A 24622-nucleotide genomic window follows, 5' to 3' on the forward strand; every position below is an offset into this window, starting at 1 on the left:
GGTGCCCCTTCCGGCGCTCGGCAGGCAGGGGCTCGCCGATGCACCCGCCGGGCGGCGCTACCGGTCACACGTCGGCAGGCGGCAGGCACCGGAGCCGGATAGGTTTTCGATGCCCCAGGTAGAGTGGTGTTTCCGCCAGCACGACACCTCGACCGAACATGCATGCCGGACGAGTGCGTCCACGCTGGAGCCGGCTGGCCGGCACGGTCACACCGCGACAACTTCACAGGAAATCTCCACAGGGGCGCCGGGAAGTCTGGTCGGCATGTGAATCAGCCATGCCACCACTGCCGTCACCCGACCGGAGGTCTTCTTCGTGGCTCCACCCCTCCCCCCTTCCGGCCGCCGTACCCTGCTCGGCCGGCTCTCCCTCCCCGAGCGCAACTACGTCGCCGAGGCCCTGCGCGCCGAGACGGTGGGCGGCATCATCCTGCTGGTCGCGGCCGTCGCCGCACTGGTCTGGGCGAACACCTCCGGCTCCAGTTACGAATCCGTCAGCTCCTTCCACTTCGGCCCGGAAGCGCTGGGGCTCGATCTCTCGGTGGCCCACTGGGCGGCCGACGGACTGCTCGCCGTGTTCTTCTTCGTCGCCGGGGTCGAACTCAAGCGCGAGCTCGTAGCAGGCGAACTCCGTGACCCCCGGGCCGCAGCCCTGCCCGTCGCCGCAGCACTCTGCGGCATGGCCGTCCCCGCACTCGTCTACACGCTGACCGCTGTACTCGGCGGAGGAGCTCTCGGCGGCTGGGCCGTCCCCACCGCCACCGACATCGCGTTCGCGCTCGCCGTGCTCGCGGTCATAGGCACCTCACTGCCGGCGGCGCTCCGGGCCTTCCTGCTGACACTCGCCGTCGTCGACGACCTCTTCGCCATCCTGATCATCGCGGTCTTCTTCACCGAGAGCATCGACTTCCTCGCGCTCGGGGGCGCTGCGGTCGGTCTGGTCGTGTTCTACGTGCTGCTGCGTACGGGGGTGCGCGGGTGGTACGTCTACGTGCCGCTGGCCCTGGCCATCTGGGGGCTGATGTACAACAGCGGCGTGCACGCCACGATCGCCGGCGTCGCCATGGGTCTCATGCTGCGCTGCACCCGCCGTGAGGGCGAGGAGCACTCCCCGGGCGAACACATCGAGCATCTGGTCCGCCCTCTGTCGGCGGGCGTCGCGGTGCCGCTCTTCGCCCTGTTCTCTGCCGGGGTCGCCCTCAAGGGCGATGCCCTGGCCGGCGTCTTCACCCGGCCCGAAACGCTCGGGGTGGTCCTCGGTCTGATCGTCGGCAAGACCGTCGGCATCTTCGGAGGCACCTGGCTCGTCACCCGTTTCACCAAGGCCGAGCTGAACAAGGACCTGGCCTGGGCGGATGTCTTCGCCGTCGCCACGCTGGCAGGTATCGGGTTCACCGTTTCCCTGCTCATCGGGGAACTGGCCTTCGCCGGCGACGAGGACATGATCAACGAGGTCAAGGCAGCGGTCCTCACCGGTTCTCTGATTGCCGCCGTACTCTCCGGTGTACTGCTCAAACTGCGGGTACGCAGATACAGGGCACTGTACGAGGCCGAGGAGCTCGACGCCGACGAGTCGGGGGTGCCCGACGTCTACGAGCAGGACGACCCGGAGTACCACCTGCGCATGGCAGCGATCTACGAGAGGAAGGCTGCAGAGCACCGGCGCCGTGCCGAACAGGCGGGGGCAGCGAGCAGCAAGCCGGACAGTCCGGCATGATCTGACATCGGATGTACGGAAGAGAAGAGGGAGTCAGGGATGAGCGACCCCGGCAACTACGCGGGCAGCACCGACCGTAGTCTCGGACAGCTGTTCGCTTCGGCCACCGCCGAGATGTCCGCGCTGGTGCACGACGAGATCGCCCTGGCGAAGGCCGAGGTGCGCCAGGACGTCAAGCGCGGCGTGATCGGCAGCCTGGCGTTCATCGTCACGGGTGTGCTGATCCTGTTCGCGATCCCCGTGCTGAGCTTCGCCGCCGCCTACGGGATCCACAATCTCGGGCTCGGTCTCGCCTGGTCGTTCCTGATCGTCGGCGGTGCGTTCATCCTTCTGGGCCTCCTGCTCGCCCTCTTCGGGCTCGCCAAGTTCAAGAAGGTCAAGCCGCCGGAGAAGTCCATCGCTTCGGCCAAGCAGACCGCGGCGGTCCTGCAGGGCGTCAAGCCGCATCCCCGCCCCGTGGTCGGCGCACGCGCGATCGAGCAGGCGCAGGGCAGCACACTCGCGGACGAGGCCGTCGAGAGCCGGCCTGTCCAGGACAAGGCTCTCCCTGTGACACGCTCGTCCACATGACCGACCCCGATTACGGCGCCTCCGGCACGGTGGGCCCGCTGGGGCCGGCCGGCTCCGGCAGTCCCGTCCGCCTCGACGGGCCCTGGACCCACCGCGACGTGGCGGCCAACGGCGCGCGCTTCCACATCGCCGAGCTCGGTGACGGCCCGCTGGTCCTGCTGCTGCACGGATTCCCGCAGTTCTGGTGGACCTGGCGCCATCAGCTGACCGCCCTGGCCGACGCCGGGTACCGAGCGGTCGCGATGGACCTGCGCGGGGTCGGCGGCAGCGACCGTACGCCCCGGGGCTACGACCCGGCGAACCTGGCGCTCGACGTCACCGGTGTGATCCGCTCGCTCGGCGAGCCGGACGCGGCGCTCGTGGGACACGACATGGGCGGTTATCTCGCCTGGACCGCCGCGGTGATGCGCCCCAAGCTGGTGCGACGGCTCGTCGTCTCGTCCATGCCGCATCCGCGCCGCTGGCGTTCCTCGATGCTCTCGGACCTCTCGCAGTCCCGGGCCGGCTCGCACATCTGGGGCTTCCAACGGCCCTGGGTTCCGGAGCGTCAGCTCGTCGCGGACGACGCGGCGTTGGTGGCACGGCTGATCCGCGACTGGTCGGGGCCGCGCACCTCCGACTTCCCCGACGACAAGACGGTGGACGTCTACCGGCGCGCGATGTGCATCCCGTCGACGGCGCACTGCTCGATCGAGCCGTACCGCTGGATGGTGCGCTCCCTGGCCCGTCCGGACGGCGTCCAGTTCAACCGGCGAATGAAGCGACCGGTGCGCGTACCGACGCTGCACCTCCACGGCTCCCTCGATCCGGCGATCCGGACCCGTAGTTCCGCGGGGTCGGGCGAGTACGTCGAGGCGCCCTACCGGTGGCGACTTTTCGACGGTCTGGGGCACTTCCCCCATGAGGAGGATCCGGCCGGGTTCTCGACCGAACTCATCAACTGGCTCAAGGATCCCGAGCCCGACAGGTAGTCGACGGGCACGGGTGTCCGACGCACAGCCACTTGCCTGCCGCATAAGCCAATTGGCTGACTCGCGCACGATTACCGACCTTGGGTGCCGGGCAGACGTCGGGGTATGGGCTGGACGCGCGACTTCAATGACGCAGCACGCAACCGCCGCTCGACCGCTCTTGCCGGTCCGAGCATTCACGAGGGGGACGGCTCGCTGAGCCGGGTGCACGATGTGAGCGATTTCCATGATCTGCGGCTGGGCATTCCGCGCATCCTCCACCGCCGGGCCCGTTGGGTTTCGGCGCGGCTGCGCCACCCCCGCGGATGACGTAGGACCGAGGGAACGACGTCATGAGAGAGGCCCCGGACCTTCGAGGTCCGGGGCCTCTCTCATGACACCCGACGACAGCGGACGGTAGTCCTCCTCGGCACGGGCCGACCGCGGTTCCTCAGAGGGCGCAGCCCTGGCTGTCGACCTGCTGGACCGCGGACCTGCCGGCCTCGATGTCCTGGCGGATCTCGTCGCCCGTCAGCGCGTATCCCGTGTCCGGATCGTCGAGCGACTTGGCGAACACCACGCCGTACACCTTGCCGTCCGGAGTGAGCAGCGGGCCGCCGGAGTTGCCCTGGCGCACCGTCGCGAAGAGCGAGTACACATCGCGCCGCACGGTGCCCCGGTGGTAGATGTCCGGGCCGTTGGCGTCGATACGGCCCCGGATGCGGGCGGAGCGCACGTCGTACGCGCCGTTCTCCGGGAACCCGGCGACGATGGCGCTGTCCCCGCTCCCCGCGTCGTCGTCGCTGTCGGTGAAGCGCAGCGGTTCGGCGTCCAGGTCCGGGACGTCCAGCACGGCGATGTCCCGCTGCCAGTCGTAGAGGACGACCTTGGCGTCGTACAGCCGGCCCTCCCCACCGATCTGGACGGTCGGTTCGTCGACGCCGCCGACCACATGGGCGTTGGTCATCACCCGGCGGTCGGAGAAGACGAATCCGGTGCCTTCGAGCACCTTGCCGCAGCCGGGCGCCATGCCGACGACCTTGACGATGGACTTCTTGGCCCGGGCGGCGACCGGGCTGCCGACCAGCGCGGGGTCGGGGGGTTCCACCTCGGTGATGGGCTCGTTGGCGAACGGGCTGAAGACCTGCGGAAAGCCGTTCTGCGCCAGGACGGAGGAGAAGTCCGTGAACCAGGTGGAGGCCTGATCGGGCATCACCCGGGACACACCGAGCAGGACCGAGGAGTTGCGGACCTCCTTGCCCAGCGTCGGCAGTGACGTACCTGCCAGGGCGGAGCCGATCAGCCAGGCGACCAGGAGCATGGCCACCACGTTGACCAGGGAGCCGCCGGTGGCGTCCAGGGCACGCGCCGGCGACCAGGTGATGTACCGGCGGAGCCTGTTGCCGAGGTGCGTGGTGAACGCCTGCCCCACGGACGCGCACACGATCACGATCACGACCGCCACGATCGCCGCGGTGGAGGAGACCTCCGATCCGTCGGTCACCTGGTCCCAGATGACCGGCAGCAGGTAGACGGCCACGAGACCGCCGCCCAGGAAGCCGATCACGGACAGGATGCCGACGACGAAACCCTGGCGGTAACCGATGACCGCGAACCACACGGCGCCGACGAGCAGCAGGATGTCCAGCACGTTCACCGTCTATAGCCTCGCAGATTCGTCGCCTGGCCCGTCCGGTTCGACGGGGTCCGGGCCGGCCCCGGAACAGCGCAGCACGGGAGTCAGCCTGTCATGCGCGCCAGTCGAGCGGCACCTGCTTGGTCCTGTCCCAGGGGCGTTCCCACCCCGCGTAGTGCACAATCCTGTCGATCACACCGGCTGTGAATCCCCAGACCAGTGCGGATTCGACCAGAAATGCCGGGCCCCGGTGGCCGCTCGGGTGGACCGCCGTCACGCGGTTGGCCGGATCCGTGAGATCCGCCACGGGGGCGGTGAAGACCCGCGCGGTCTCGGCCGTATCGACGACGCGCACCGGGCTGGGGGTCCGCCACCACCCGAGGACGGGTGTGACGACGAAGCTGCTCACGGGGATGTAGAGCCTGGGCAGCACGCCGAAGAGCTGGACCCCGCTCGGATCGAGTCCGGTCTCCTCCTCGGCCTCCCGCAGCGCGGCCCTGAGCGGGCCGGTGGTCGTGTGGTCGCCGTCCTCGGGGTCGAGGGAGCCGCCGGGGAACGACGGCTGCCCCGCGTGGGAGCGCAGGGTCCCGGAACGCTCCATGAGCAGCAGCTCCGGACCGCGCTCCCCCTCGCCGAAGAGAATCAGGACGGCGGACTGACGCCCGGCGCCGCTCTCCGGCGGGAGGAAGCGGCTGAGCTGCTGGGCCTGCACGGTCCGGGCCGCCCGGGCCACGGGCTGGAGCCAGGCGGGCAGCCCGTCGGTGGAGACGGTGAGCGCACTGTCGTGGTGCGCACCCTTCCCCGTGCCGGCCGCGTCGGCCGCGGCCCGTGTGCTCTGTGCGTGCGTCATGGGCACCCCCGTCGTTCCAACGCCTGTCGTCGGCCATTTCGTTCCGCGCGGACCCGCCCCGGGGCCGGAAGGAACACCGCTCACCCGGCCCCCAGCGGAGGGGCGGGGCTGCCCGGATAGTCCGGGGGCGGGCTGAGCCGCTGGCCCGGATGACCGCCCATCTCGTACTTCAGGAGCTTCTTCGCCTTCTCGGGGTCCGTCTCGCCCTCGCCGTACGCCGGGCAGAGCGCGGCGATCGGGCAGGCGCCGCAGGCGGGCTTGCGGGAGTGGCAGATGCGGCGGCCGTGGAAGACGACACGGTGCGAGAGCATCGTCCACTCGCTCTTCGGGAAGATCGCCGCGATCTCCGCCTCGACCTTCTCCGGGTCCTCCTGCTCGGTCCACTTCCAGCGGCGGACCAGCCGGCCGAAGTGCGTGTCCACTGTGATGCCGGGCACCCCGAAGGCGTTGCCGAGGACGACGTTGGCCGTCTTGCGCCCGACGCCGGGCAGCTTCACGAGATCCTTCAGCCGCCCGGGGACCTCTCCCCCGAAGTCGTCCCTCAGGGCGGCCGACAGCCCCATGAGCGACCGCGCCTTCGCCCGGAAGAAGCCGGTCGGCCGGATGATCGCCTCCAGCTCCTCGGGCACGGCGGCGGCCATGTCCTCCGGCGTCGGATACGCGGCGAAGAGCGCGGGAGTCGTCTGGTTGACCCTCAGGTCGGTGGTCTGGGCGGAGAGGACCGTGGCCACCAGGAGCTCGAAGGGATTACGGAAGTCCAGCTCGGGGTGGGCGTACGGGTAGACCTCGGCGAGCTCGCGGTTGATCCGGCGGGCGCGGCGGACCATCGCGAGGTGCGACTCCGGCTTCGCGGGCCGCGCCGACGGTCCATTCGCGGGCCGCGCCGACGGTTCGAGAGACCCGCCCGGCGGTTTCAGGGGCGCTCCCGACGACTTGGCGGACCTCGCCGCCCCCGACGAGCGTTTTGCGGCTTTTTCTCCACTCCGTACACCCTGTTCGCCCACAGCGGAATTCTTGTCTCCCGACACCCCATCAGCCCCCTTGGCCTGCGCTCTCACCGGCGATCCGGACACCCGGCCAGCCTAGAGCCAGGGACTGACATCCGCCCCGGTCACCGCGTATCCACGCCCAATCGGCCCCCTGCCGTAGGGTCCGGCACGCCCGTGCGTCAAACTGGTTTGTGATCGATCGCACGGTTTTACCGTCCGGCATCATGGAAACCACGCTTCCCTGAACAGGCCGACAAGGAGAGAACTCGTGGACGACGTTCTGCGGCGCGCCCCGCTTTTCGCGGCGCTCGATGACGAGCAGGCCGCGGAGCTCCGCGCCTCGATGAGTGAGGTGACCCTCGCGCGCGGCGACGCGCTGTTCCACGAGGGCGACCCCGGGGACCGCCTGTACGTGGTCACCGAGGGCAAGGTGAAGCTCCACCGCACCTCGCCCGACGGGCGGGAGAACATGCTGGCCGTCCTCGGCCCCGGCGAGCTGATCGGGGAGCTGTCGCTCTTCGACCCGGGCCCGCGCACCGCGACGGCGTCCGCGCTCACCGAGGTCAAGCTCCTCGGCCTCGGTCACGGAGACCTCCAGCCCTGGCTGAACGCCCGCCCCGAGGTGGCCACCGCGCTGCTGCGCGCCGTCGCCCGCCGACTGCGCAAGACCAACGACCAGATGTCCGACCTGGTCTTCTCCGATGTGCCGGGCCGTGTCGCCCGCGCGCTCCTCGACCTGTCGCGCCGCTTCGGTGTGCAGTCGGAGGAGGGGATCCACGTCGTGCACGACCTGACGCAGGAAGAGCTGGCCCAGCTGGTCGGCGCCTCCCGCGAGACGGTCAACAAGGCGCTCGCGGACTTCGCGGGCCGCGGCTGGCTCCGGCTCGAGGCACGCGCCGTGATCCTGCTGGACGTGGAGCGGCTGGCGAAGCGCTCCCGCTGACGCCCCTGCCCGCAGGCGGTGACCGGACGGCGACCGCGGCAGGACACCTGTGACCGAAAGGCCCCACCTCACCGGTGGGGCCTTTCGCGTGCGCGGCCGGACCTGTCAGATCAGGCCGTGCTCCGTCAGGTACTCCATCTGGGCACGCACCGACAGCTCCGCCGCCGGCCAGAGGGACCGGTCGACGTCCGCGTAGACCGCCGCCATCACCTCCGAGGGCGTCCGGTGGCCGGCCTCGACGGCCGTCTCGACCTGCGCCAGGCGGTTCGCCCGGTGGGTGAGGTAGAACTCCACGGCGCCCTGTGCGTCCTCCAGGACCGGTCCGTGTCCCGGGAGCACCGTGTGCACCCCGTCGTCGACCGTCAGCGAGCGCAGCCGCCGCAGGGTGTCCAGGTAGTCGCCGAGCCGGCCGTCGGGGTGGGCGACGACCGTGGTCCCGCGCCCGAGGATCGTGTCGCCCGTCAGCACCGCACGGTCGGCGGGCAGATGGAACGAGAGCGAGTCCGCGGTGTGCCCGGGGGTGGGGACGACACGGAGTTCGAGCCCTCCCGTGGTGATCACGTCGCCTGCCGAGAGCCCTTCGTCGCCCAGCCGCAGCGCCACGTCCAGAGCCCGCACCTTCGTGCCCGTGAGCGCGGCGAAGCGGGCGGCACCCTCCGCGTGGTCGGGATGGCCGTGCGTGAGCAGGGTGAGCCCGACACGCCTGCCCGCCTTCTCCGCGGTGTCGACGACGGCCCGCAGATGTGCGTCGTCGAGCGGACCGGGATCGATCACGACCGCGAGGTCCGAGTCGGGTTCCGCGACGATCCAGGTGTTCGTCCCGTCGAGGGTCATCGCCGAGGGGTTGGGCGCCAGGACGTTGACCGTCCGGGTGGTGGCGGGTCCGGAGAGGACGCCGCCGCGGGGTTGTCCGGGCAGTGCGGCCGCGTCGCTCATGAGGGATTCCCGTCCGTTCCGTCGGCCACCGAATCCCGTCCGTCGCCCACAGAATCCGTTCCGTCGGCCGGGGAGGGGGAAGCGGGTCCGTCCGCGGTCGGGATGTGCTTGGTGAACTCGTCGTGGCCCGGCCAACTGAGCACCAGCTCGTCACCCTCCATACGGGCCTCTGCCAGCACCGGAGCGAGGTTCTGGGAATCCGCTGCCTTCAGCGCCTCCGCGGCCGTCCCGTACGGCCTGAGCGCCCGCAGGGTGGCCACGGTGGGCGGCATCATCAGCAGTTCGCCCTTGTCGTAGCCGTCAATGGCGTCCCCGGGGCGGATCCACACCGTCCGGTCGGCCTCGGTGGAGGCGTTCCGGGTGCGCTGACCCTCGGGGAGCGCGGCCACGAAGAACCAGGTGTCGTAGCGGCGCGGTTCGAAGGCCGGCGTGATCCAGCGCGCCCACGCGGCCAGCAGATCGGAGCGCAGCACCAGGCCCCGGCGGTCCAGGAAGCCCGCGAAGGACAGCTCCCGGTCGACGAGGGCCTGGCGGTCGGCCTCCCAGTCCTCGCCCGTGGTGTCGCTCACGACGGTGTCGGCGGTCGGCCCGGCCAGCAGGACGCCCGCCTCCTCGTACGTCTCGCGGACCGCGGCACAGACCACAGCCTGGGCCTCGGCCGCCGTGGCGACGCCCAGCCGGACGGCCCAGGTCTCCAGGGACGGTCCCGCCCAGCCGACGAGGTGGTCGTCGTCGCGCGGGTCGACCCCGCCACCCGGATAGGCGTACGCGCCTCCGGCAAAGGCCATGGTGGTGCGCCGGCGCAGCATGTGGACCGACGGACCGGCGGCGGCGCCCGGGGCCGGTGTGCCGTCCCGGAGCAGCATCACCGTGGCCGCACGCCTGGGCGTCACGGCCGTCAGCTCGCCGCTGGCGAGGGCCCTGATCCGGGCGGGCCATTCCGGTGGGTACCACTGACCGTTGGACATGGCCGGAGGCTATCCGGAACCGCGCCGATGTTCGAGGGGCCCGGAGACTGACGGCCGGGCCTCAACGCGCACGGTCCCGGCAGGTCGGGGGGGCACACATGCCCGCACCGGGCCGTGACGCACGCGATCCCGCCCGGCCACGGACGGCCGGACGGGATCGGAGAGGACGGAATCGGAGAGGCGCGGGATCAGGCGTCGACGAGCTCGACCTGGACCTCGACCTCCACCGGTGCGTCCAGCGGGAGCACGGCGACACCCACCGCGCTGCGGGCGTGCACACCCTTGTCGCCCAGGACGGCGCCCAGCAGCTCGCTCGCGCCGTTGATCACACCCGGCTGCCCGGTGAAGTCGGAGGCCGAGGCGACGAAGCCCACGACCTTCACGACCCGTGCGATCCGGTCGAGGTCACCGGCGACCGACTTCACGGCCGCCAAGGCGTTCAGCGCGCAGGTCTTCGCGAGCTCCTTGGCCTCGTCCGCCGTCACCTCGGCGCCGACCTTGCCGGTCACGGCGAGCTTGCCGTCCACCATCGGCAGCTGGCCGGAGGTGTAGACGTACACCCCGGACCGCACGGCCGGCTGGTAGGAGGCCAGCGGCGGTACGACGTCCGGAAGCGTCAGGCCGAGTTCGGCGAGCTTCGCCTCGACGGCGCCCGCCACTACGGCTTCTCCCGCTTCAGGTAGGCCACGAGCTGCTCGGGGTTGTTCGGGCCGGGAACGACCTGGACCAGCTCCCAGCCGTCCTCGCCCCAGGTGTCCAGAATCTGCTTGGTCGCGTGCACGAGAAGGGGCACGGTCGCGTATTCCCACTTGGTCATGAGCCGACTGTAATGCCTGGCACACGCGGCCTCGTGCGTAGCCTGCCTGCCGACTGGTTAGGCTCGAAGACGTGAGCAGGTTCCAGGTCGTCAGCGGCAAGGGCGGGACCGGTAAGACCACGGTCGCCGCCGCACTCGCGCTCGCCCTCGCGACCGAGGGCAGGCGCACTCTCCTCGTCGAGGTCGAGGGCAGGCAGGGCATCGCCCAGCTCTTCGAGTCCGATGCCCTCCCCTACGAAGAACGCAGGCTCGCCGTGGCGCCCGGCGGCGGCGAGGTCCACGCCCTCGCGATCGACGCCGAGCGCGCGCTCCTCGACTACCTCCAGATGTTCTACAAGCTGGGCAGCGCCGGCCGGGCGCTGAAGAAGCTCGGCGCGATCGACTTCGCCACCACCATCGCGCCGGGGGTCCGGGACGTCCTGCTGACCGGCAAGGCCTGCGAGGCCGTGCGCCGCAAGGACAAGCAGGGCCGGTTCGTCTACGACCACGTGATCATGGACGCTCCGCCCACCGGCCGCATCACCCGCTTCCTGAACGTGAACGACGAGGTTGCGGGGCTGGCGCGGATCGGCCCGATACACAATCAGGCGCAAGCCGTGATGCGGGTCCTGAAGTCCCCCGAGACGGCGGTCCATCTGGTGACGCTCCTGGAGGAGATGCCGGTCCAGGAGACCGCGGACGGCATCGACGAGCTACGGGCCGCCGAACTGCCCGTTGGCCGGGTCGTGGTCAACATGGTGCGGCCCCACCTGCTGGACGAGGAGACACTGCGCACCGCGTCGGGGGGCCGCCGCAAGGAGATCGCGAAGGCGCTCACCCGGGCCGGGGTGACGGGCTCCGCCGGGCTGGTCAGGCCTCTGGTCGAGCAGGCGGCCGAGCACGCCCAGCGGGTCGGCCTGGAGCGTGAGCAGCGCACGGTGCTGGCCGGGCTCGGGCTGCCCATGGCGGAGCTTCCGCTGATGGGCGAGGGAGTGAGTCTGTCGGCGCTGTACGAGCTGGCGGAGGAGTTCCGTAAACAGGGGGTCGGCGACGAGACCGCGGACGCGGCGGGGCAGACGCCCCGGGGCGGGAAGCGGCGCGGCTCCGGACGAGGGGTGGCGTCATGACGCTGGGCACGGACATCGCGGGGCTGGACACCGACGCGCTGCTGGACGACCCGGAGATCCGCATCGTCGTGTGCTGCGGCTCCGGCGGCGTGGGCAAGACCACGACCGCCGCGGCGCTCGGGGTACGGGCGGCCGAGCGCGGCCGCAAGGTCGTCGTCCTCACGATCGACCCGGCCCGCCGGCTCGCCCAGTCGATGGGCATCGACCAGCTGGACAACATCCCGCGCCGGGTCGAGGACATCGAGGGCCAGGGCGAGCTGCACGCCATGATGCTCGACATGAAGCGCACCTTCGACGAGACCGTCGAGGCGCACACGGACGCCGAACGGGCCCGCGCGATCCTGGACAACCCCTTCTACCAGTCCCTGTCGGCCGGGTTCGCGGGCACGCAGGAGTACATGGCGATGGAGAAGCTGGGGCAGCTGAGGGCACGCGACGAGTGGGACCTGATCATCGTCGACACCCCGCCGTCCCGTTCCGCGCTGGACTTCCTGGACGCGCCGAAACGTCTCGGCTCCTTCCTGGACGGGAAGTTCATCCGGCTGCTGATCGCCCCGGCGAAGATCGGCGGGCGGGCGGGGATGAAGTTCCTCAACGTCGGCATGTCGATGATGACGGGCACGCTCGGCAAACTGCTCGGCGGACAGTTCCTGCGCGACGTACAGACGTTCGTCGCGGCGATGGACTCCATGTTCGGCGGATTCCGTACCCGGGCCGACGCGACGTACAAACTGCTCCAGGCGCCCGGTACGGCGTTCCTCGTCGTGGCGACGCCGGAGCGGGACGCCCTGCGCGAGGCCGCCTACTTCGTGGAACGGCTGGCCGCGGAGGAGATGCCGCTGGCCGGCCTCGTCCTCAACCGGGTGCACGGCAGCGAGGCCTCCAGGCTCTCCGCGGAGCGGGCGGTGGCCGCCGCAGAAAATCTTGAGGACGCCGGCATTGTGGATCAGACGGCCGGGAAGGCTGGCTTTGGCGACCCGACGGACCCGGTGGCCCCCACCTCTCCCGACGCCGCGGAGTCGCCTCTCTCCCCCGAGCACGACGACGAGCCCTCCCCGCACGAGCCGCCACAGCAGGAGCCGCCCCCGCACGACCGGACGTCACAGACCTCCGAGCCGCACAGCCGTGGCCGGAAGTCGCCTGACCCGTCCGGGCCACCCACGGACACGGAAGCAGACACGCACGACACACCCGTCACGGACGCCGTGTCCGTCGAGGTATCCGTCGATCAGCTGGCCGCGGGACTACTGCGCCTGCACGCCGAGCGGATGCAGGTCGTCGCACGCGAACAGCACACACGCGAGCGCTTCACCACGCTCCACCCCGAGGTCCCGGTGACCGAGGTGGCCGCGCTGCCGGGTGACGTGCACGACCTCTCAGGCCTCAGGGCCATCGGGGAACGGCTCGCGACCGGTTCCGCTTCTGCCCCGGCCGGAGCTGCGTAGGAACACCACCAGGGCCTCCGCCACTCCGGGCCGCCCCGTGGCACTACCCCACGGCGGCGAACGTCTCGTGCAGGTCGTCGTGCAGGTCGTCCTCCAGGCCCACTGCTGCGGGCAGCATGCCCGTGGACCGCTCGTACTCACTGCGCGCGGTCTCCAGCAGGCGCCGCCAGGACGTCACTGTGGGCCGTCGCCGCAGCAGTGCGCGGCGCTCCCGCTCCGTCATTCCGCCCCACACGCCGAACTCGACGCGATTGTCCAGCGCGTCGGCCAGGCACTCGGTCCGCACCGGGCATCCGGTGCACACCGCCTTGGCCCTGTTCTGCGCTGCCCCTTGTACGAACAATTCATCCGGATCGGTAGTGCGGCAGGCTGCCTGCGCACTCCAGTCGGTTACCCAGCCCATGCCGGCGCCGTCCTCTCCCGAATCGAGGCTCCCCCACGGCGGCAGCGGCATATTCACCGCTGCCAGTTGAGGACGTTACGGAAGGTGGCGACAGCACAACACCCCCTTCGGGCCCAATCTTGAATGGCCCGAACGGACTATGCGTACGCGGTAGATCACCCAGGGGAGTGACGAGAGGACATGAGCGACCATCCCGATGGAATCGGGACAGGACCCCCTAAGTCGCAACGGACATTCACTGACACATGGGGCGATTTCGGGAGCGCCTCGACAGGTGGCTGAATTCCGCAGAAGGCCATGCAGGGGGGTTGATACAAAAACGGACTGCTGTGACAGTTGAGAGCAGCTTAGGCCAAGGCCTATACGCGTGTCCGGCGAATGAGAACGTAGGCTGCCCCCATGCCAAAGAAGCGCTCAGGCGGGGGTCTGACGACGACCCAGCAGGCCGCCAAGTTCCTCGGTGTCGCCGCACTCTCCGGAGCTGTGCTGGCCGGCATCGCACTGCCGGCCGCCGGCGCACTCGGGCTCGCCGCCAAGGGGACGGTCGAGGGATTCGACGAGATCCCTTCCAACCTCAAGACCCCGCCGCTGAGCCAGCGGATCACGATCCTGGACAACGAGGGCGGGCTCATCGCGACGGACTACTCGCGCGACCGCACCGTCGTCCCGCTCAAGAACATCTCTCCGTACATGCAGGACGCGATCATCGCGATCGAGGACTCGCGCTTCTACGAGCACGGCGCGGTGGACCTCAAGGGCATCCTGCGCGCGATGAACCGCAACGTGCAGGAGGGAGGCACCGCGCAAGGTGCCTCGACCCTCACCCAGCAGTACGTGAAGAACGTGTTCGTCGAAGAGGCGGGCGACGACCCGGAGAAGGTCGCCGAGGCCACGCAGCAGACCCTGGGGCGCAAGGTCCGGGAGCTGAAGTACGCGATCCAGGTCGAGGAAGAGCTCGGCAAGAAGAAGATCCTGGAGAACTACCTCAACATCACGTTCTTCGGGCAGCAGGCCTACGGCATCGAGGCGGCTTCCCAGCGCTACTTCTCCAAGCACGCCAAGGACCTGAAGCTCGAGGAGGCGGCGATGCTGGCCGGCCTCGTCCAGTCGCCGACCCGCTACGACCCGGTCAACGACGCGGAGGAGGCGACCAAGCGCCGCAACACCGTGCTGCAGCGCATGGCCGCCGTCGGCGACATCTCCCAGGACGAGGCGGCCAAGGCCGCCGCCACCCCGATCAAGCTCAAGGTCAGCAAGCCGAACAGTGGCTGCATCACGGCCGTCAGCGGCGCCGGGTTCTTCTGCGACTACGTGCGCAAGACCGTCCTGACCGACCCGATCTTCGGGAAGACCAAGGAGGAGCGCACCAAGCTGTGGAACCTGGGCGGCCTGACCGTCAGGACCACGCTCTCGCCGCGTGCGCAGCAGGCGGCCGACGAGGCGGCCACCTCGAAGGTCAACAAGGACGACAAGGTCGCCGCCTCGGTGGTGCAGGTCGAGCCCGGCACCGGCAAGATCCTCTCGATGGCCCAGTCCAGGCCGTACGGCCTGGACCAGAAGAAGAACGAGACAGTACTCAACCTCGCCGTCAGCAACAGGATGGGCGGCAGCACCTACGGCTTCCAGGTCGGTTCCACCTTCAAGCCGATCACGGCCGCCGCGGCCCTGGAGAAGGGGATCAGCCCGGCGCAGAGCTACACCTCGGACTGGAAGATCTCCGTGCCGATGAAGTCCTACCGGAACTGCGCGGGATCGCCGGTCGGCAGCGGGAACTGGGACCTCCAGAACGAGCTGGAGTCCGAGAAGGGCGCCTTCGACATGACGAGCGCGCTCGGCAAGTCGATCAACACCTACTTCGCCAAGCTGGAGCAGCAGGCCGGACTGTGCGAGACGGTCACCATGGCGAAGAAGCTCGGCTACGAGCGCGGTGACGGCAAGCCCCTCTCCGACAGCCACCCGTCGATCACGCTGGGCGGCACGGAGAGCACCCCGCTCGGCATGGCCGCCACGTACGCGGCGTTCGCCAACCGTGGCACGTTCTGCACGCCGGTCGCCATCGACGCCATCACGGACTCGAACGGCAAGAAGATCGACGTACCCAAGTCCTCGTGCTCGCAGGCGATGAGCGAGAAGACGGCCGACACCATCAACCACATGCTCAAGGGCGTCGTCGAGGACGGCACCGGCACCCATGCGGGGCTGACGGACCGCGACAACGCGGGCAAGACCGGTACCACCAACGACCGCGTGGACGCCTGGTTCGTCGGTTACACGCCGAACCTCTCCACCGCGGTGTGGGTGGGCGCGGACGTCGGCAAGAAGGTGCCGATGTACAACATCACCATCGGCGGCCAGTACTACGACAAGGTCTGCGGCGGCTGCCTTCCCGGCCCCATCTGGAAGACCGCGATGACCGGTGCCCTGAACGCCTCGGAGACCCCGGCCTTCAATCCGGTCTCGGTGCCGCGTGCCAAGGAGAAGGAGAAGGACAAGGGGAGGGACAAGGGCCGCGGCGACGACGACGGCGGCAAGCCCGGCACGAACGACCCCATCGGCGGGATCACCCTGCCGCCCGGCATCATCGGCGGCAACGACGGCGGGCGCGGCGGGCGCGGCGGCAACGGCCCCTGACCGGCCGGGGCACGTGACGGCATCATGAAGGAGGAGGGGCACCCCGGGCGGGGTGCCCCTCCTGCTTTCGTCCGTCGGGCCTCCCGGCCGTCGCGGGTGCGTCCGGGCCGGTCAGCCCGCGAGCAGCTTCTTCACCGTGGCGGCGACCCGGCCGCCCTCGGCCAGCCCCGCCACCTTGGGGTTGACGATCTTCATGACGGCGCCCATCGCCCGCGGCCCCTCGGCGCCGCCCGCCTTCGCCTCCTCGACGGCCTGCGCCACGATCCCCTGCAGCTCGTCGTCGGAGAGCTGCCTGGGCAGGTACGCGTCGAGCAGCTCACCCTCGGCCTTCTCGCGCTCGGCCTGCTCCGTCCGGCCGCCCTGTGCGAAGGCCTCGGCCGCCTCGCGGCGCTTCTTCGCCTCCTTGGCGATCACCTTCTGCACCTCGTCGTCGGAGAGCTCGCGCGACGTCTTGCCGCTGACCTCTTCCTTGGTGATCGCGGTGAGGGTGAGCCGGAGGGTGGACGAGGTGAGCTCGTCACGCGCCTTCATGGCCGTGGTGAGGTCTTCCTTGAGCTTGGACTTGAGCGTGGTCATGCGGCGATTGTGACAGGTACGGGGCACCTACCGCCCTCCTGTTTTCGTCGCACCGCACCGTTTCTGCGACGATGGCCCCATGCGCGCACGCTACGGAGTACCCCTGAAAGTCACGGCAGTCGGCGCAGCGGTCGGTGCCGCCGGCCTCGTGTACGCGGCCGGGTTCGAGGCCCGGTCGTTCCGTCTCCGCCGCATCACGATTCCCGTACTCCCGCACGGGGCACGCCCGTTGCGCGTACTCCAGGTCTCCGACATCCACATGGTGAGCGGCCAGCGCAAGAAGCGCGCCTGGCTGCAGTCGCTGGCGGGCCTGCGGCCGGACTTCGTGGTGAACACCGGCGACAACCTCTCCGACCCGGAGGCCGTACCGGAGCTGCTCGACGCCCTCGGCCCGCTGATGGAGTTCCCGGGGGTCTACGTCTTCGGCTCCAACGACTACTACGGGCCGAAGCTCCGCAACCCGGTGCGCTACCTCATGGAGAAGGCGCAGGGCAGGACCGGGCTGAACGGAAACGCGCCGGCCGTCAACGTCGTCCACAACCCGTGGGAACCGATGCGGGACGCCTTCGACGTGGCCGGCTGGCAGAACCTCTCGAACACCCGGGGCATGATCAAGGCCGACGGGCTCGAGATCGCCTTCACCGGGCTGGACGACCCCCACATCAAGCGGGACCGTTACGCCGAGGTCGCCGGCGGCCCCGAAACGGGCGCGGACCTCTCGATCGGCGTCGTCCACGCCCCGTACCTGCGCTCGCTGGACGCCTTCACCGCGGACGGCTACCCCCTGATCCTGGCGGGCCACACCCACGGTGGGCAGCTCTGCATCCCCTTCTACGGCGCCCTCGTCACCAACTGCGACCTGGACACGGACCGGGTGAAGGGCCTCTCCGGCCACACGGTCGGCGATCAGCGGTCCTACCTCCACGTCTCGGCGGGCTGCGGCACGAACCGCTACACCCCGGTCCGCTTCGCCTGCCCGCCGGAGGCGACCCTGCTGACGCTGACGCCCCGCGACTGAGGCCCTGTGCCTCGCACGCGCCCCGGCGGGAAACCGGATTTCGCCTCGGGGCGCGGGTGGGCTAAGGTTATCGATGTCGCCGGGACAACCGGTGGACATCGGGGTGTAGCGCAGCTTGGCAGCGCGCTTCGTTCGGGACGAAGAGGTCGTGGGTTCAAATCCCGCCACCCCGACAGCTGAAACACCAGGTCAGGGGCCTGATCCACTTAGTGGATCAGGCCCCTGACTCGTTCCCGGAGATCGTTTGGGAGAAATCTGGGAGAAGATCTTGGTCGGCTTCTCCCAGCGGCCGATCGCCCGACAAGGGAGGCACGCCTCCCACGCGTCCGCTCGCACCTGCGCGGTCGCGAACTTCAGTCGACCACTCGACCTGAGGACAGCCTGTGGACTACGGCTTCAGCAGCACCGACGACGCCGACAACAGCGCCTCTGAACGAGCGGGTCGCCCGTGCTCGGTCTGCGGCACGGTGATGGAGTATTGGCGCCCGCGCAGCCAGAAGTACTGCTCCGATCCTTGCCGTGCCTCGGCTGCCAAGAGGCAGCGGGTCGAACGCCCGAAGGACGCGCCGAAGGTGCGGCGCCCGATGCAGACGCTCACACCGGGGACGCCTCCGGTGCCCGACCCCGCCAGGAGCCGCAAGGTTCCTGGCGATCCTTACTGGAACCCCATCCTCACGGCTGCGGAACGTGCCACGGGCGGCGAACCTTGCCGGATCTGCGGAGTGCCCGTGCCAAAGAGCGCGCACTGGGAGCACCGCGATCGGCACGTCTGCTCGGGTCGGTGCAACACCACTCTCAAGCGGCGCACGAGGACGCGGATCGCGAAGGGTGAGATCGACTTGGCCGCCATACCTGATCGAGGTGCGGTCCCCGGTTTCCGATGCCGGGATCATCCGGAGTATTTGCGCCTCAACCCCTAGCTCCGGACGAAACCCACGTATGGCTTAGATCCAAGTCGGCTGGGTGTTTCGTGGTCGAGGAGACATCGTGGTCAAGCGGCTGGCTGCAGGACGGCTTGGTCGGCGGCGAGCGCCCGGAGGCGGGCAGCCATGGCGTCCGGCCCGAGCGCGGCGAGGGCCCACAGGGCACTGATGCGGCGGCCGGAGGCCCAGATATTGCAGGCCGGGGGCCGGAACGGTGTCACGTCGATGCCCTGGACAGCGAAGGAGGTCTGGTCGAGATATCCCATGCCGCCGGTCCCGCACAGATACGAGCGGGCTCCGGTTGCGGCTGCGAGGTCCGCGAGCCGCTGGGACCGGCCCGGCCGGGAGGGCAGTCGGCTGCTGGTGAGGATCTTGCCCTTCCAGCCGAGCAGGTCCAGCAGTACGCGGGTGGAGGTCTCGGCGGCGGCAGCGGTCCGGCCGGTGGTGAAGGCATCCAGCACCGGGTCCAGAGCCTGGGCGAGGGCGGGCCAGTGCGGGCTGGCGCCATAGTGCTGCCGGAGCATCCCCGCGGTCCGGCGGCGGGTCCGCTCCGGCTCGGCGATCACCGCGTCCCTGATGAGGGTCGAACGTCCCTGGGGCAGGTGAGTGGGGAGAGTGAGCCACTGGTGGCGGGCCGGGTCGCCGAGGTCGGCGAGGCGGGCTCGATGCTGGTAGTCGCGGCGGGTGAACTGCACGTCGTCCAGGACGATCCAGTAGTCCGCCGCGAACAGCTTGGCCAGCGTGGTCAGCCGGGGCAGGAAATTCGGCTGGTGAACGGCACACAGCCCGCCCGGCTGGGGCAGATCACGAGGTGATGAGGCGGCTGGTGAAGCCGTCGTGGATGAGAAACTCGTACGCGGCATGCACGTCCTCCGGGACCTCCTGCTCGATGGCGAAACCGAGCTTCGGATACTCGATCACCCGCTGGAGGTCACCGACGAGCATGTCCAGGACGAGCTTCTCGTCGCCGATGGACTTCACGTAATCGTCGAACTCCAGCGGCTCCGACGCGCAGAGGATCTCAACGTCGGGCCAAAGCTTGCGGGCGGTCGCGAACGACCGCCGTTCCATGTAGGGCTTGGAGACCAGCAGCACCGTCGTCGGGGTGATGCCGGCGCCGGCGAGGACCTCCCGGGAGAAGGTGATGTTCTGTCCCGTGTTACCGGCGTTCGGTTCCAGCAGGATCGCCTCGGCGGGGACGCCCAGGTCGATGGCGTGCTCGCGGAAGTGGACGGCCTCGCCGCGCGGGAAGACCTGGGCGGTGGTCGGGCTGTTGCCGCCGGTGAACACCAGGGTCGGAAAGAGCCCGGCCTGATACAGCTCGGCGGAGTGGGCAGCGACACCGAGGTCGTGGCTGCCCAGCCCGATCGCCACATTGACGGGCCGCAGCTCGTGCTGCATCTGGTGGTAGTCCCAGATCAGCTTGGCCTGGCGCCACTGGTCCTCGGTGATGCTCTGCTGGCTGTCGCTCACGCGCTTCTCCCTGGTCACCGTTGCCGGGGGCCGGTCGGCCCCTCGCTCATGGCCTTGATGCCCTCGATACTGCGCAGTTGGTGCACGAGTCCGTACTGCGCGGCCACCTTGGCGGCCTGGCCGAGGACGAGGTGTCCATCATCCCGGGTCGCCGTGTCGGAGAGCAGGATGTGGCCAAGAGCGGTGTCCAGTCGCACGCGTTGCATCGGTGATTCGGTGGTCCCGCAGTGGCGGGCGATGTCGATGAAATGTAGGGCCTGGGGGAGGTCGCCGGCGCCGCGGGCGGCGAGGGCAAGCTTTTGGTGGGCCACCGACCAGTCGTCGGGTTCCTGGAGGTCTTCGAAGTCGCGGGTCGCGGCCTGCATGACGCGGCTCGCATATTCGTGGTTGCCGTCCTTGCTAAGCGCGGTACCCACCCACAGCCTCGCGCGGGCCCGGTCACGCCGCGATAGCCGGTCGTCGACGGCGAGGGTTTCGTAGTTGCGGGCGGCGCTCTCCAGCTCCCCGGACATCTCGGTGACCACCGCGAGGGACAGGTCGAGCTGGGCGACCCGGCGGGGGATGTCGAGCTGGGTGAAGACGGATCGGGCGCCTGCGTAGGAGTACTGGGCCGACAGCGGGCCCAGGACGACGCCCTGGTCGCGCTTGAGGTCGCCGAGCAAGGCGGTCGAACGGGCGAACAGATACAGGCCCTTCTCGTCCAGCTCGGGGGCCTTGAACCGGCCCAGCCACCGCGCAAGGAGGCTGTCGGCGAAGGTGAAGTTCTGCCGGGACAGGGCGACCACGACCCGGTCGAGGTCGTCGGCCCACGACTCGTACTCCCAGGCCCGGGGCCCGGAGGGGGCAATACGTCGCCGAGCGGAGGTCAAGGGGCTGGTCATCTCGGACAAGAGCGTCTCGAAGCGCAGGTGGACGGCGGCGTCCGCGCGGCTGAGCGCGGTGTCGAGGATGGCCTGGGTGTCGGGTCTGGGTTCGGTGCCGGCGAGTTTGGACTCCCACTTGGAGACCGTCGCGACGGCCAGGCCGAGCTGCTGGGCGAAGGCACGCACGCTCAGTCGCAGGGCGAGACGCAGGGCCTTGGCCTCCAGGCCGGTCCACTGGTGCACGGTCGCCACACGTCGCTCCCTTCCGCCAGCCATCGAAGCACGCTCCGTGCAGTCGGCGGGACGGAAGTGGAACGGAAGTAGAACGGGCGGTGATTGGCCCGGGGTTGGCGGGCAGCCACGCTGAAGGGGTCATCAGTTGTCGAGCCCTCTGGACGGTCCTCAGCATGGAACCCCTCACGGAGCATCGCCAGATCAACGGTCCGGTCGTCTACGGCCTCCTGCGGCTGGTGAAGGTGCCCGCGGCCCGGCATGCGGCGTTGGCCGCGTCGCTCGCCGAGTACTGCCGCAGCCACGAGCTGCAACTTTCCGGCGTCTTCACCGACCGCGACGTGAGTTCTGGGCCCGACTCGGCGGCGTTCACCGGGCTGCTGGACCTGCTGGCCCTGCCGGACGTCTATGGCGTGATCGCCCCGGCCATGTCGCACCTGGGGCCGAAGGCCATAGCCGCCCAGCGCAGACACCGGATCGAGACGGCCGGCTCCCGATTGCTGCTGGTCCGCCGCCCCCGCACCGCACACCTGCCGGTCTCCCACCACGGTCCCGTTCGCCGACGCAGCGCAGGGAATGCCCGCGTTCTGGACGCCGAGTCATGAGGACGGCAATGACCGAGACGACCCGGCGGTTCTTCACGGCCCGGCCCGAATCGATCGGCCAGGCCAGAAAGTTCGTTACGGATGCCCTGGCCGGATGGGGCCTGCACGACCGCGCCGAGGACATCCGGCTCTGCGTCTCCGAGCTCGCCACGAACGCCCTGGTTCACGGCACCGTCGCCGACCACGGCTTCCTGGTCAAGCTGGTCGCCGACGAGGGAGAAGTACGGCTGGAAGTGCACGACAGCCGCCGCCGGCTCCCCGCGGTCCGCCAGGCCGCCGACACGGACCTGTCCGGACGCGGCCTGACGCTGGTGAGCGTGCTCGCCGACGACTGGGGCGTTCTGGACCGCACCCCGGTCGGGAAAGTCGTCTGGTCCTGTTTCAAAGCTGAGGGAGGGACGACGTCATGACCGTCATCCTCACCCCATCCGGTCCGGAACTACGGCTGTTGGTCTCGCTCGCTTCCTGGACCTGGCCGGGCACCAGTCCGGACGGCCGCGAGGTCGCGCACATCCTGATCACCCACAACCCGGCCTTCACAGGCCCCGACGCTGCCGAGGCGGTCGAGGCCCGGATGCGTCGGCTCTCCGACAGCCTCGGCGGCCTGGCCAGCTCCCGGGCGCCCGTTCGCGAGCTCGCCCGATGCCTGCAGGTCGTCGGCGGGCAAGTGCTGATGAGCTTTCCCGGCACCGCCCGCAAGCTGCGGCTGCCCACCCGCCGGCCCTGGACCGAACTGGTCGCCAGCAACAGCGGGGCCGTCCTCCTGCTCGGACTGGACCCACTGCCGCAGACCGCTGACGCCGCCCGCCTCGACACCTACTTGGACGACGCGCTCGCCGCCGACCGGCTGCTGTTCGGACTCGCCCGCATCCGCTGACCACCTGGACTTCCCGCACGGCCCCCGGACGCGACAGATGAGAGTGAACTGTCATGGGAGCCGAACGACGGGACTGTGGACGCGGCCCTCGCTTCAACCGATCTGCGAGCGCTGGCGGGGATCACTGTTCGGGTCGACGTCCTTTTGCTTGCCGAGAGTGATCTGAATCATCGCGCCTCCCTGCGGGGTTGCCTCGTGGCCGTAATGACTGAGGCAGCCCGGTCAGGGCTACCACTAGTCCCCGTTATAACGGGGTATCAAAGCCTGTCTCCCAGAGCGCAGTCGGCATCCTGGATGCGGAACGGACGGGCCCCGGAATCTGCGAGCATCTGGGGGTGTCATACCGGACGAGGGAGATCAGTTGTTACGTCTTCAATCAGTGAGCAAGCGCTATGGCCGTGGCGATTGGATCCTGAGAGACGTGGACGTGGAGGCCCCGGCCGGCGAGATCGTGGCATTCGCCGGCGGGAACGGATCAGGGAAGTCGACACTGCTGCGGATCGCGGTGGGCTTGTCCCGGCCGACCCGCGGCACAGTGGCCGCCCGGCCGCCCGTCGTCGGGTACGTCCCGGACCGGTTCTCACCCAACGAACGCATGTCGGCCGCGGCGTACCTGACACACATGGGCCGCGTCCGCGGGCTGACCACCTCGGCCGCCTCGGCGCGGGCCGGCCAGCTGCTGGACCGCCTCGCCCTGGTGGGCGGCAAGCACGCCCCCCTACGGAGCCTGTCAAAGGGCAACGCGCAGAAGGTCGCGCTGGCCCAGGCCCTCCTGGTGGAACCCGGACTTCTCGTCCTGGACGAGCCGTGGTCCGGGCTGGACGCCGACGCCCACGGCGTGCTCGCCGAGATCATGACCGGGGTCGCGGCCTCCGGGAGCACCGTCGTGTTCACCGACCACCGCGAGTCGGTCACCCGGGCCCGCGCCACCCGGACCTACACGGTCAGCAGGGGCCGCGTGTGCCTGGAGGGACCCGAGCCGCAGGCCACCGAGCAGCGGCCGGTGTCCGACGTCGTCCTGACCGCGGGCCGCGACGGCCGCGTACCGCAGGACCTCGCCTGGGAGCAACTGGACGGCGTCACCGCGGTGCGCCGGGACGTCTCTGGCGTCAGGCTGCGCGTGGGACGCGAGTCCACCGACGCCCTGCTGTTCACCGCGCTCCAGCACGGCTGGTCCGTCGAGACCGTCACCGGGACCACCACGGACCACCACCGGACGCCGAACTCCGCGACGAACGGAGACATGCGGTGATCGCACTCATGCGCTACACCTTCGCCACCGTGCTGCACACGCAGCGCTACCTCGCCCCGCTGCTCTTGTTCATGGGCCTGATGAGCGTGCTGACCGTCAACGGCAGCGGCCCGCTGCCTCCGGCCTACGCCTCCTCCGCCGGCGCCCTGTTCATCTGCTCGACCTGGCTGACGATCGCGCTGATGAGCCTGGACGACCCGCCGCAGCGGGCGATCGTCGTCGTCACCGCGGGCGGCCGGTCGCTCACGGTGCTGCTCGCGGCGATCGGCACGGCCCTGCTGAGCTGTCTCGTGCTGATGACCTTCGGGCTGTTCTTCCCGCTGTGGATGGGCGACTACGTGGTGACCACGACCGATCTCCTGCTGGGCCTGGAGGCGCAGCTCACCTGCGCCCTCGTCGGCATCGCCATCGGCGTGCTGTGTTCACGGCTGGTCTTCAAACGGCAGGGCTACGCGCTGATCGCTGCCCTCGCGCTGGTGATGGGAGCTCTCTTCGCCAAGGGCATGCCTCCGGTCAACCGCCTGTTCACCCTGATGGCCACCACCCCCGACGCGGCGGAACTGCTCGCCCCCACCGGCGTCATGCTGGCGATCTCCGCGATGATCCTTGCCGTGTTCACCGCCGCCACGCAGTTCGTCGCCGGGCGCAGGGAATAGACCGCCGGCCCTCATCCGCCCCTGGGCCTGCCGGGCGCTTCCTGATCCACTCAGCCCGACGCGTACGACCCGAAACTCGACGTCGACTTCACCCCGCTGCGCGAGCAGGACCTCACTGCTGCTGGACTCAGCCAGCTTGCTTGACCGACCGCGTCCTCCTGGCGTGAGCACGGGCCCGTACTGTCGA

Annotated in this window: 27 protein-coding genes and 1 tRNA gene; 15 read left to right on the forward strand and 13 right to left on the reverse strand. The window is 69.8% G+C overall.

Annotated features, from left to right (window positions below; translation table 11 throughout):
* Positions 1–316 precede the first annotated feature (316 nt).
* The 4 genes from nhaA to B9S57_RS02395 all read left to right on the forward strand — a co-directional run bounded on the left by nhaA (position 317) and on the right by B9S57_RS02395 (position 3567).
* Positions 317–1717, forward strand: coding sequence for a Na+/H+ antiporter NhaA (gene nhaA / locus B9S57_RS02380; RefSeq protein ID WP_103513859.1), 1401 nt, complete (start codon positions 317–319; stop codon positions 1715–1717).
* 39 nt (positions 1718–1756) lie between these two features.
* Positions 1757–2287, forward strand: coding sequence for a phage holin family protein (locus B9S57_RS02385; RefSeq protein ID WP_103513860.1), 531 nt, complete (start codon positions 1757–1759; stop codon positions 2285–2287).
* A complete protein-coding gene (locus tag B9S57_RS02390; RefSeq protein WP_103513861.1) occupies positions 2284–3258 on the forward strand; it encodes an alpha/beta fold hydrolase in 975 nt (324 codons plus the stop codon). The genes B9S57_RS02385 and B9S57_RS02390 overlap by 4 nt, the downstream gene beginning before the upstream one ends.
* A 105-nt stretch (positions 3259–3363) precedes the next feature.
* Positions 3364–3567, forward strand: a complete 204-nt coding sequence (locus B9S57_RS02395; protein WP_103513862.1) for a hypothetical protein — start codon at positions 3364–3366, stop codon at positions 3565–3567.
* Positions 3568–3688: 121 nt separating this feature from the next.
* Here the strand turns inward: B9S57_RS02395 and B9S57_RS02400 are convergent, their stop codons facing one another.
* The 3 genes from B9S57_RS02400 to nth form a co-directional block, all read right to left on the reverse strand.
* Complete coding sequence (locus B9S57_RS02400; protein ID WP_103513863.1) at positions 3689–4894, reverse strand: MarP family serine protease; 1206 nt, start codon at positions 4892–4894, stop codon at positions 3689–3691.
* Positions 4895–4985: 91 nt separating this feature from the next.
* Positions 4986–5723 carry a CoA pyrophosphatase gene (locus B9S57_RS02405; RefSeq protein ID WP_103513864.1) on the reverse strand — a complete coding sequence of 246 codons (738 nt, stop codon included), beginning with the start codon at positions 5721–5723 and terminating at the stop codon, positions 4986–4988.
* An 80-nt stretch (positions 5724–5803) separates the two neighbouring features.
* Positions 5804–6727, reverse strand: coding sequence for an endonuclease III (nth, locus tag B9S57_RS02410; RefSeq protein WP_374935904.1), 924 nt, complete (start codon positions 6725–6727; stop codon positions 5804–5806).
* 253 nt (positions 6728–6980) lie between these two features.
* Here nth and B9S57_RS02415 point away from each other — a divergent pair, with 253 nt between their 5' ends.
* Positions 6981–7655, forward strand: a complete 675-nt coding sequence (locus B9S57_RS02415) for a Crp/Fnr family transcriptional regulator (RefSeq protein WP_031090867.1) — start codon at positions 6981–6983, stop codon at positions 7653–7655.
* A 105-nt stretch (positions 7656–7760) separates the two neighbouring features.
* On the opposite strand, the gene B9S57_RS02420 is transcribed toward B9S57_RS02415, so the two are convergent.
* The 4 genes from B9S57_RS02420 to B9S57_RS02435 form a co-directional block, all read right to left on the reverse strand.
* Positions 7761–8591 (reverse strand): MBL fold metallo-hydrolase, encoded by an 831-nt coding sequence (locus B9S57_RS02420; protein WP_103513866.1) that lies wholly within the window; start codon positions 8589–8591, stop codon positions 7761–7763.
* The gene (locus tag B9S57_RS02425) at positions 8588–9559 is read right to left on the reverse strand and encodes an NUDIX hydrolase (protein ID WP_258036182.1); all 972 of its coding nucleotides are present in this window, start codon (positions 9557–9559) and stop codon (positions 8588–8590) included. Before B9S57_RS02425 ends, B9S57_RS02420 begins: the two co-directional genes overlap by 4 nt.
* Before the next feature lie 188 nt (positions 9560–9747).
* A complete protein-coding gene (locus B9S57_RS02430) occupies positions 9748–10218 on the reverse strand; it encodes a RidA family protein (RefSeq protein ID WP_103513867.1) in 471 nt (156 codons plus the stop codon).
* The gene (locus B9S57_RS02435; protein ID WP_019992579.1) at positions 10218–10376 is read right to left on the reverse strand and encodes a DUF4177 domain-containing protein; all 159 of its coding nucleotides are present in this window, start codon (positions 10374–10376) and stop codon (positions 10218–10220) included. Before B9S57_RS02435 ends, B9S57_RS02430 begins: the two co-directional genes overlap by 1 nt.
* 71 nt (positions 10377–10447) lie before the next feature.
* Between B9S57_RS02435 and B9S57_RS02440 the strand changes: the two genes are divergently transcribed.
* The gene (locus tag B9S57_RS02440; protein WP_103513868.1) at positions 10448–11482 is read left to right on the forward strand and encodes an ArsA-related P-loop ATPase; all 1035 of its coding nucleotides are present in this window, start codon (positions 10448–10450) and stop codon (positions 11480–11482) included.
* A complete protein-coding gene (locus B9S57_RS02445) occupies positions 11479–12927 on the forward strand; it encodes an ArsA family ATPase (RefSeq protein ID WP_103513869.1) in 1449 nt (482 codons plus the stop codon). The genes B9S57_RS02440 and B9S57_RS02445 overlap by 4 nt, the downstream gene beginning before the upstream one ends.
* A gap of 43 nt (positions 12928–12970) precedes the next feature.
* On the opposite strand, the gene B9S57_RS02450 is transcribed toward B9S57_RS02445, so the two are convergent.
* Positions 12971–13330 (reverse strand): WhiB family transcriptional regulator, encoded by a 360-nt coding sequence (locus B9S57_RS02450; RefSeq protein ID WP_181011204.1) that lies wholly within the window; start codon positions 13328–13330, stop codon positions 12971–12973.
* A gap of 399 nt (positions 13331–13729) precedes the next feature.
* On the opposite strand from B9S57_RS02450, the gene B9S57_RS02460 reads away from it, so the two are divergent.
* Positions 13730–15961: a transglycosylase domain-containing protein gene (locus B9S57_RS02460; protein ID WP_103513872.1), complete on the forward strand. Its 2232-nt coding sequence runs from the start codon at positions 13730–13732 to the stop codon at positions 15959–15961.
* Between the two features lie 111 nt (positions 15962–16072).
* Here the strand turns inward: B9S57_RS02460 and B9S57_RS02465 are convergent, their stop codons facing one another.
* Positions 16073–16537: a GatB/YqeY domain-containing protein gene (locus B9S57_RS02465; protein WP_103513873.1), complete on the reverse strand. Its 465-nt coding sequence runs from the start codon at positions 16535–16537 to the stop codon at positions 16073–16075.
* 79 nt (positions 16538–16616) lie between these two features.
* Between B9S57_RS02465 and B9S57_RS02470 the strand changes: the two genes are divergently transcribed.
* Positions 16617–17555, forward strand: a complete 939-nt coding sequence (locus tag B9S57_RS02470; RefSeq protein ID WP_103513874.1) for a metallophosphoesterase — start codon at positions 16617–16619, stop codon at positions 17553–17555.
* Between the two features lie 99 nt (positions 17556–17654).
* Positions 17655–17728: transfer RNA gene (locus tag B9S57_RS02475), tRNA-Pro, on the forward strand.
* A gap of 215 nt (positions 17729–17943) precedes the next feature.
* Here B9S57_RS02475 and B9S57_RS02480 read toward each other — a convergent pair.
* The 4 genes from B9S57_RS02480 to B9S57_RS02495 all read right to left on the reverse strand — a co-directional run bounded on the left by B9S57_RS02480 (position 17944) and on the right by B9S57_RS02495 (position 21066).
* Positions 17944–18153, reverse strand: a complete 210-nt coding sequence (locus B9S57_RS02480) for a hypothetical protein (protein WP_146057702.1) — start codon at positions 18151–18153, stop codon at positions 17944–17946.
* Between the two features lie 393 nt (positions 18154–18546).
* Complete coding sequence (locus B9S57_RS02485; protein ID WP_181011205.1) at positions 18547–19341, reverse strand: WbqC family protein; 795 nt, start codon at positions 19339–19341, stop codon at positions 18547–18549.
* Entirely contained in the window at positions 19283–19951 is a 669-nt protein-coding gene (locus B9S57_RS02490; protein ID WP_103513913.1) for a YdcF family protein, read from the reverse strand. The genes B9S57_RS02485 and B9S57_RS02490 overlap by 59 nt, the downstream gene beginning before the upstream one ends.
* Before the next feature lie 14 nt (positions 19952–19965).
* On the reverse strand, positions 19966–21066 hold the full coding sequence (locus B9S57_RS02495; RefSeq protein WP_103513876.1) for a DNA-binding transcriptional regulator: 1101 nt from the start codon (positions 21064–21066) through the stop codon (positions 19966–19968).
* Positions 21067–21221: 155 nt separating this feature from the next.
* On the opposite strand from B9S57_RS02495, the gene B9S57_RS02500 reads away from it, so the two are divergent.
* The 5 genes from B9S57_RS02500 (at position 21222) to B9S57_RS02520 (ending at position 24435) form a co-directional block, all read left to right on the forward strand.
* The gene (locus tag B9S57_RS02500) at positions 21222–21650 is read left to right on the forward strand and encodes a hypothetical protein (RefSeq protein ID WP_103513877.1); all 429 of its coding nucleotides are present in this window, start codon (positions 21222–21224) and stop codon (positions 21648–21650) included.
* An 8-nt stretch (positions 21651–21658) separates the two neighbouring features.
* Positions 21659–22060 (forward strand): ATP-binding protein, encoded by a 402-nt coding sequence (locus tag B9S57_RS02505; protein ID WP_103513878.1) that lies wholly within the window; start codon positions 21659–21661, stop codon positions 22058–22060.
* A complete protein-coding gene (locus B9S57_RS02510) occupies positions 22057–22527 on the forward strand; it encodes a hypothetical protein (protein WP_103513879.1) in 471 nt (156 codons plus the stop codon). Before B9S57_RS02505 ends, B9S57_RS02510 begins: the two co-directional genes overlap by 4 nt.
* Positions 22528–22948: 421 nt before the next feature.
* Positions 22949–23779 (forward strand): ABC transporter ATP-binding protein, encoded by an 831-nt coding sequence (locus tag B9S57_RS02515; protein WP_219818544.1) that lies wholly within the window; start codon positions 22949–22951, stop codon positions 23777–23779.
* Positions 23776–24435: a hypothetical protein gene (locus B9S57_RS02520; protein ID WP_103513881.1), complete on the forward strand. Its 660-nt coding sequence runs from the start codon at positions 23776–23778 to the stop codon at positions 24433–24435. The genes B9S57_RS02515 and B9S57_RS02520 overlap by 4 nt, the downstream gene beginning before the upstream one ends.
* Positions 24436–24622 lie beyond the last annotated feature (187 nt).

The sequence above is a fragment of the Streptomyces sp. SM10 genome, assembly GCF_002910915.1.
Taxonomy (GTDB): Bacteria; Actinomycetota; Actinomycetes; order Streptomycetales; family Streptomycetaceae; genus Streptomyces.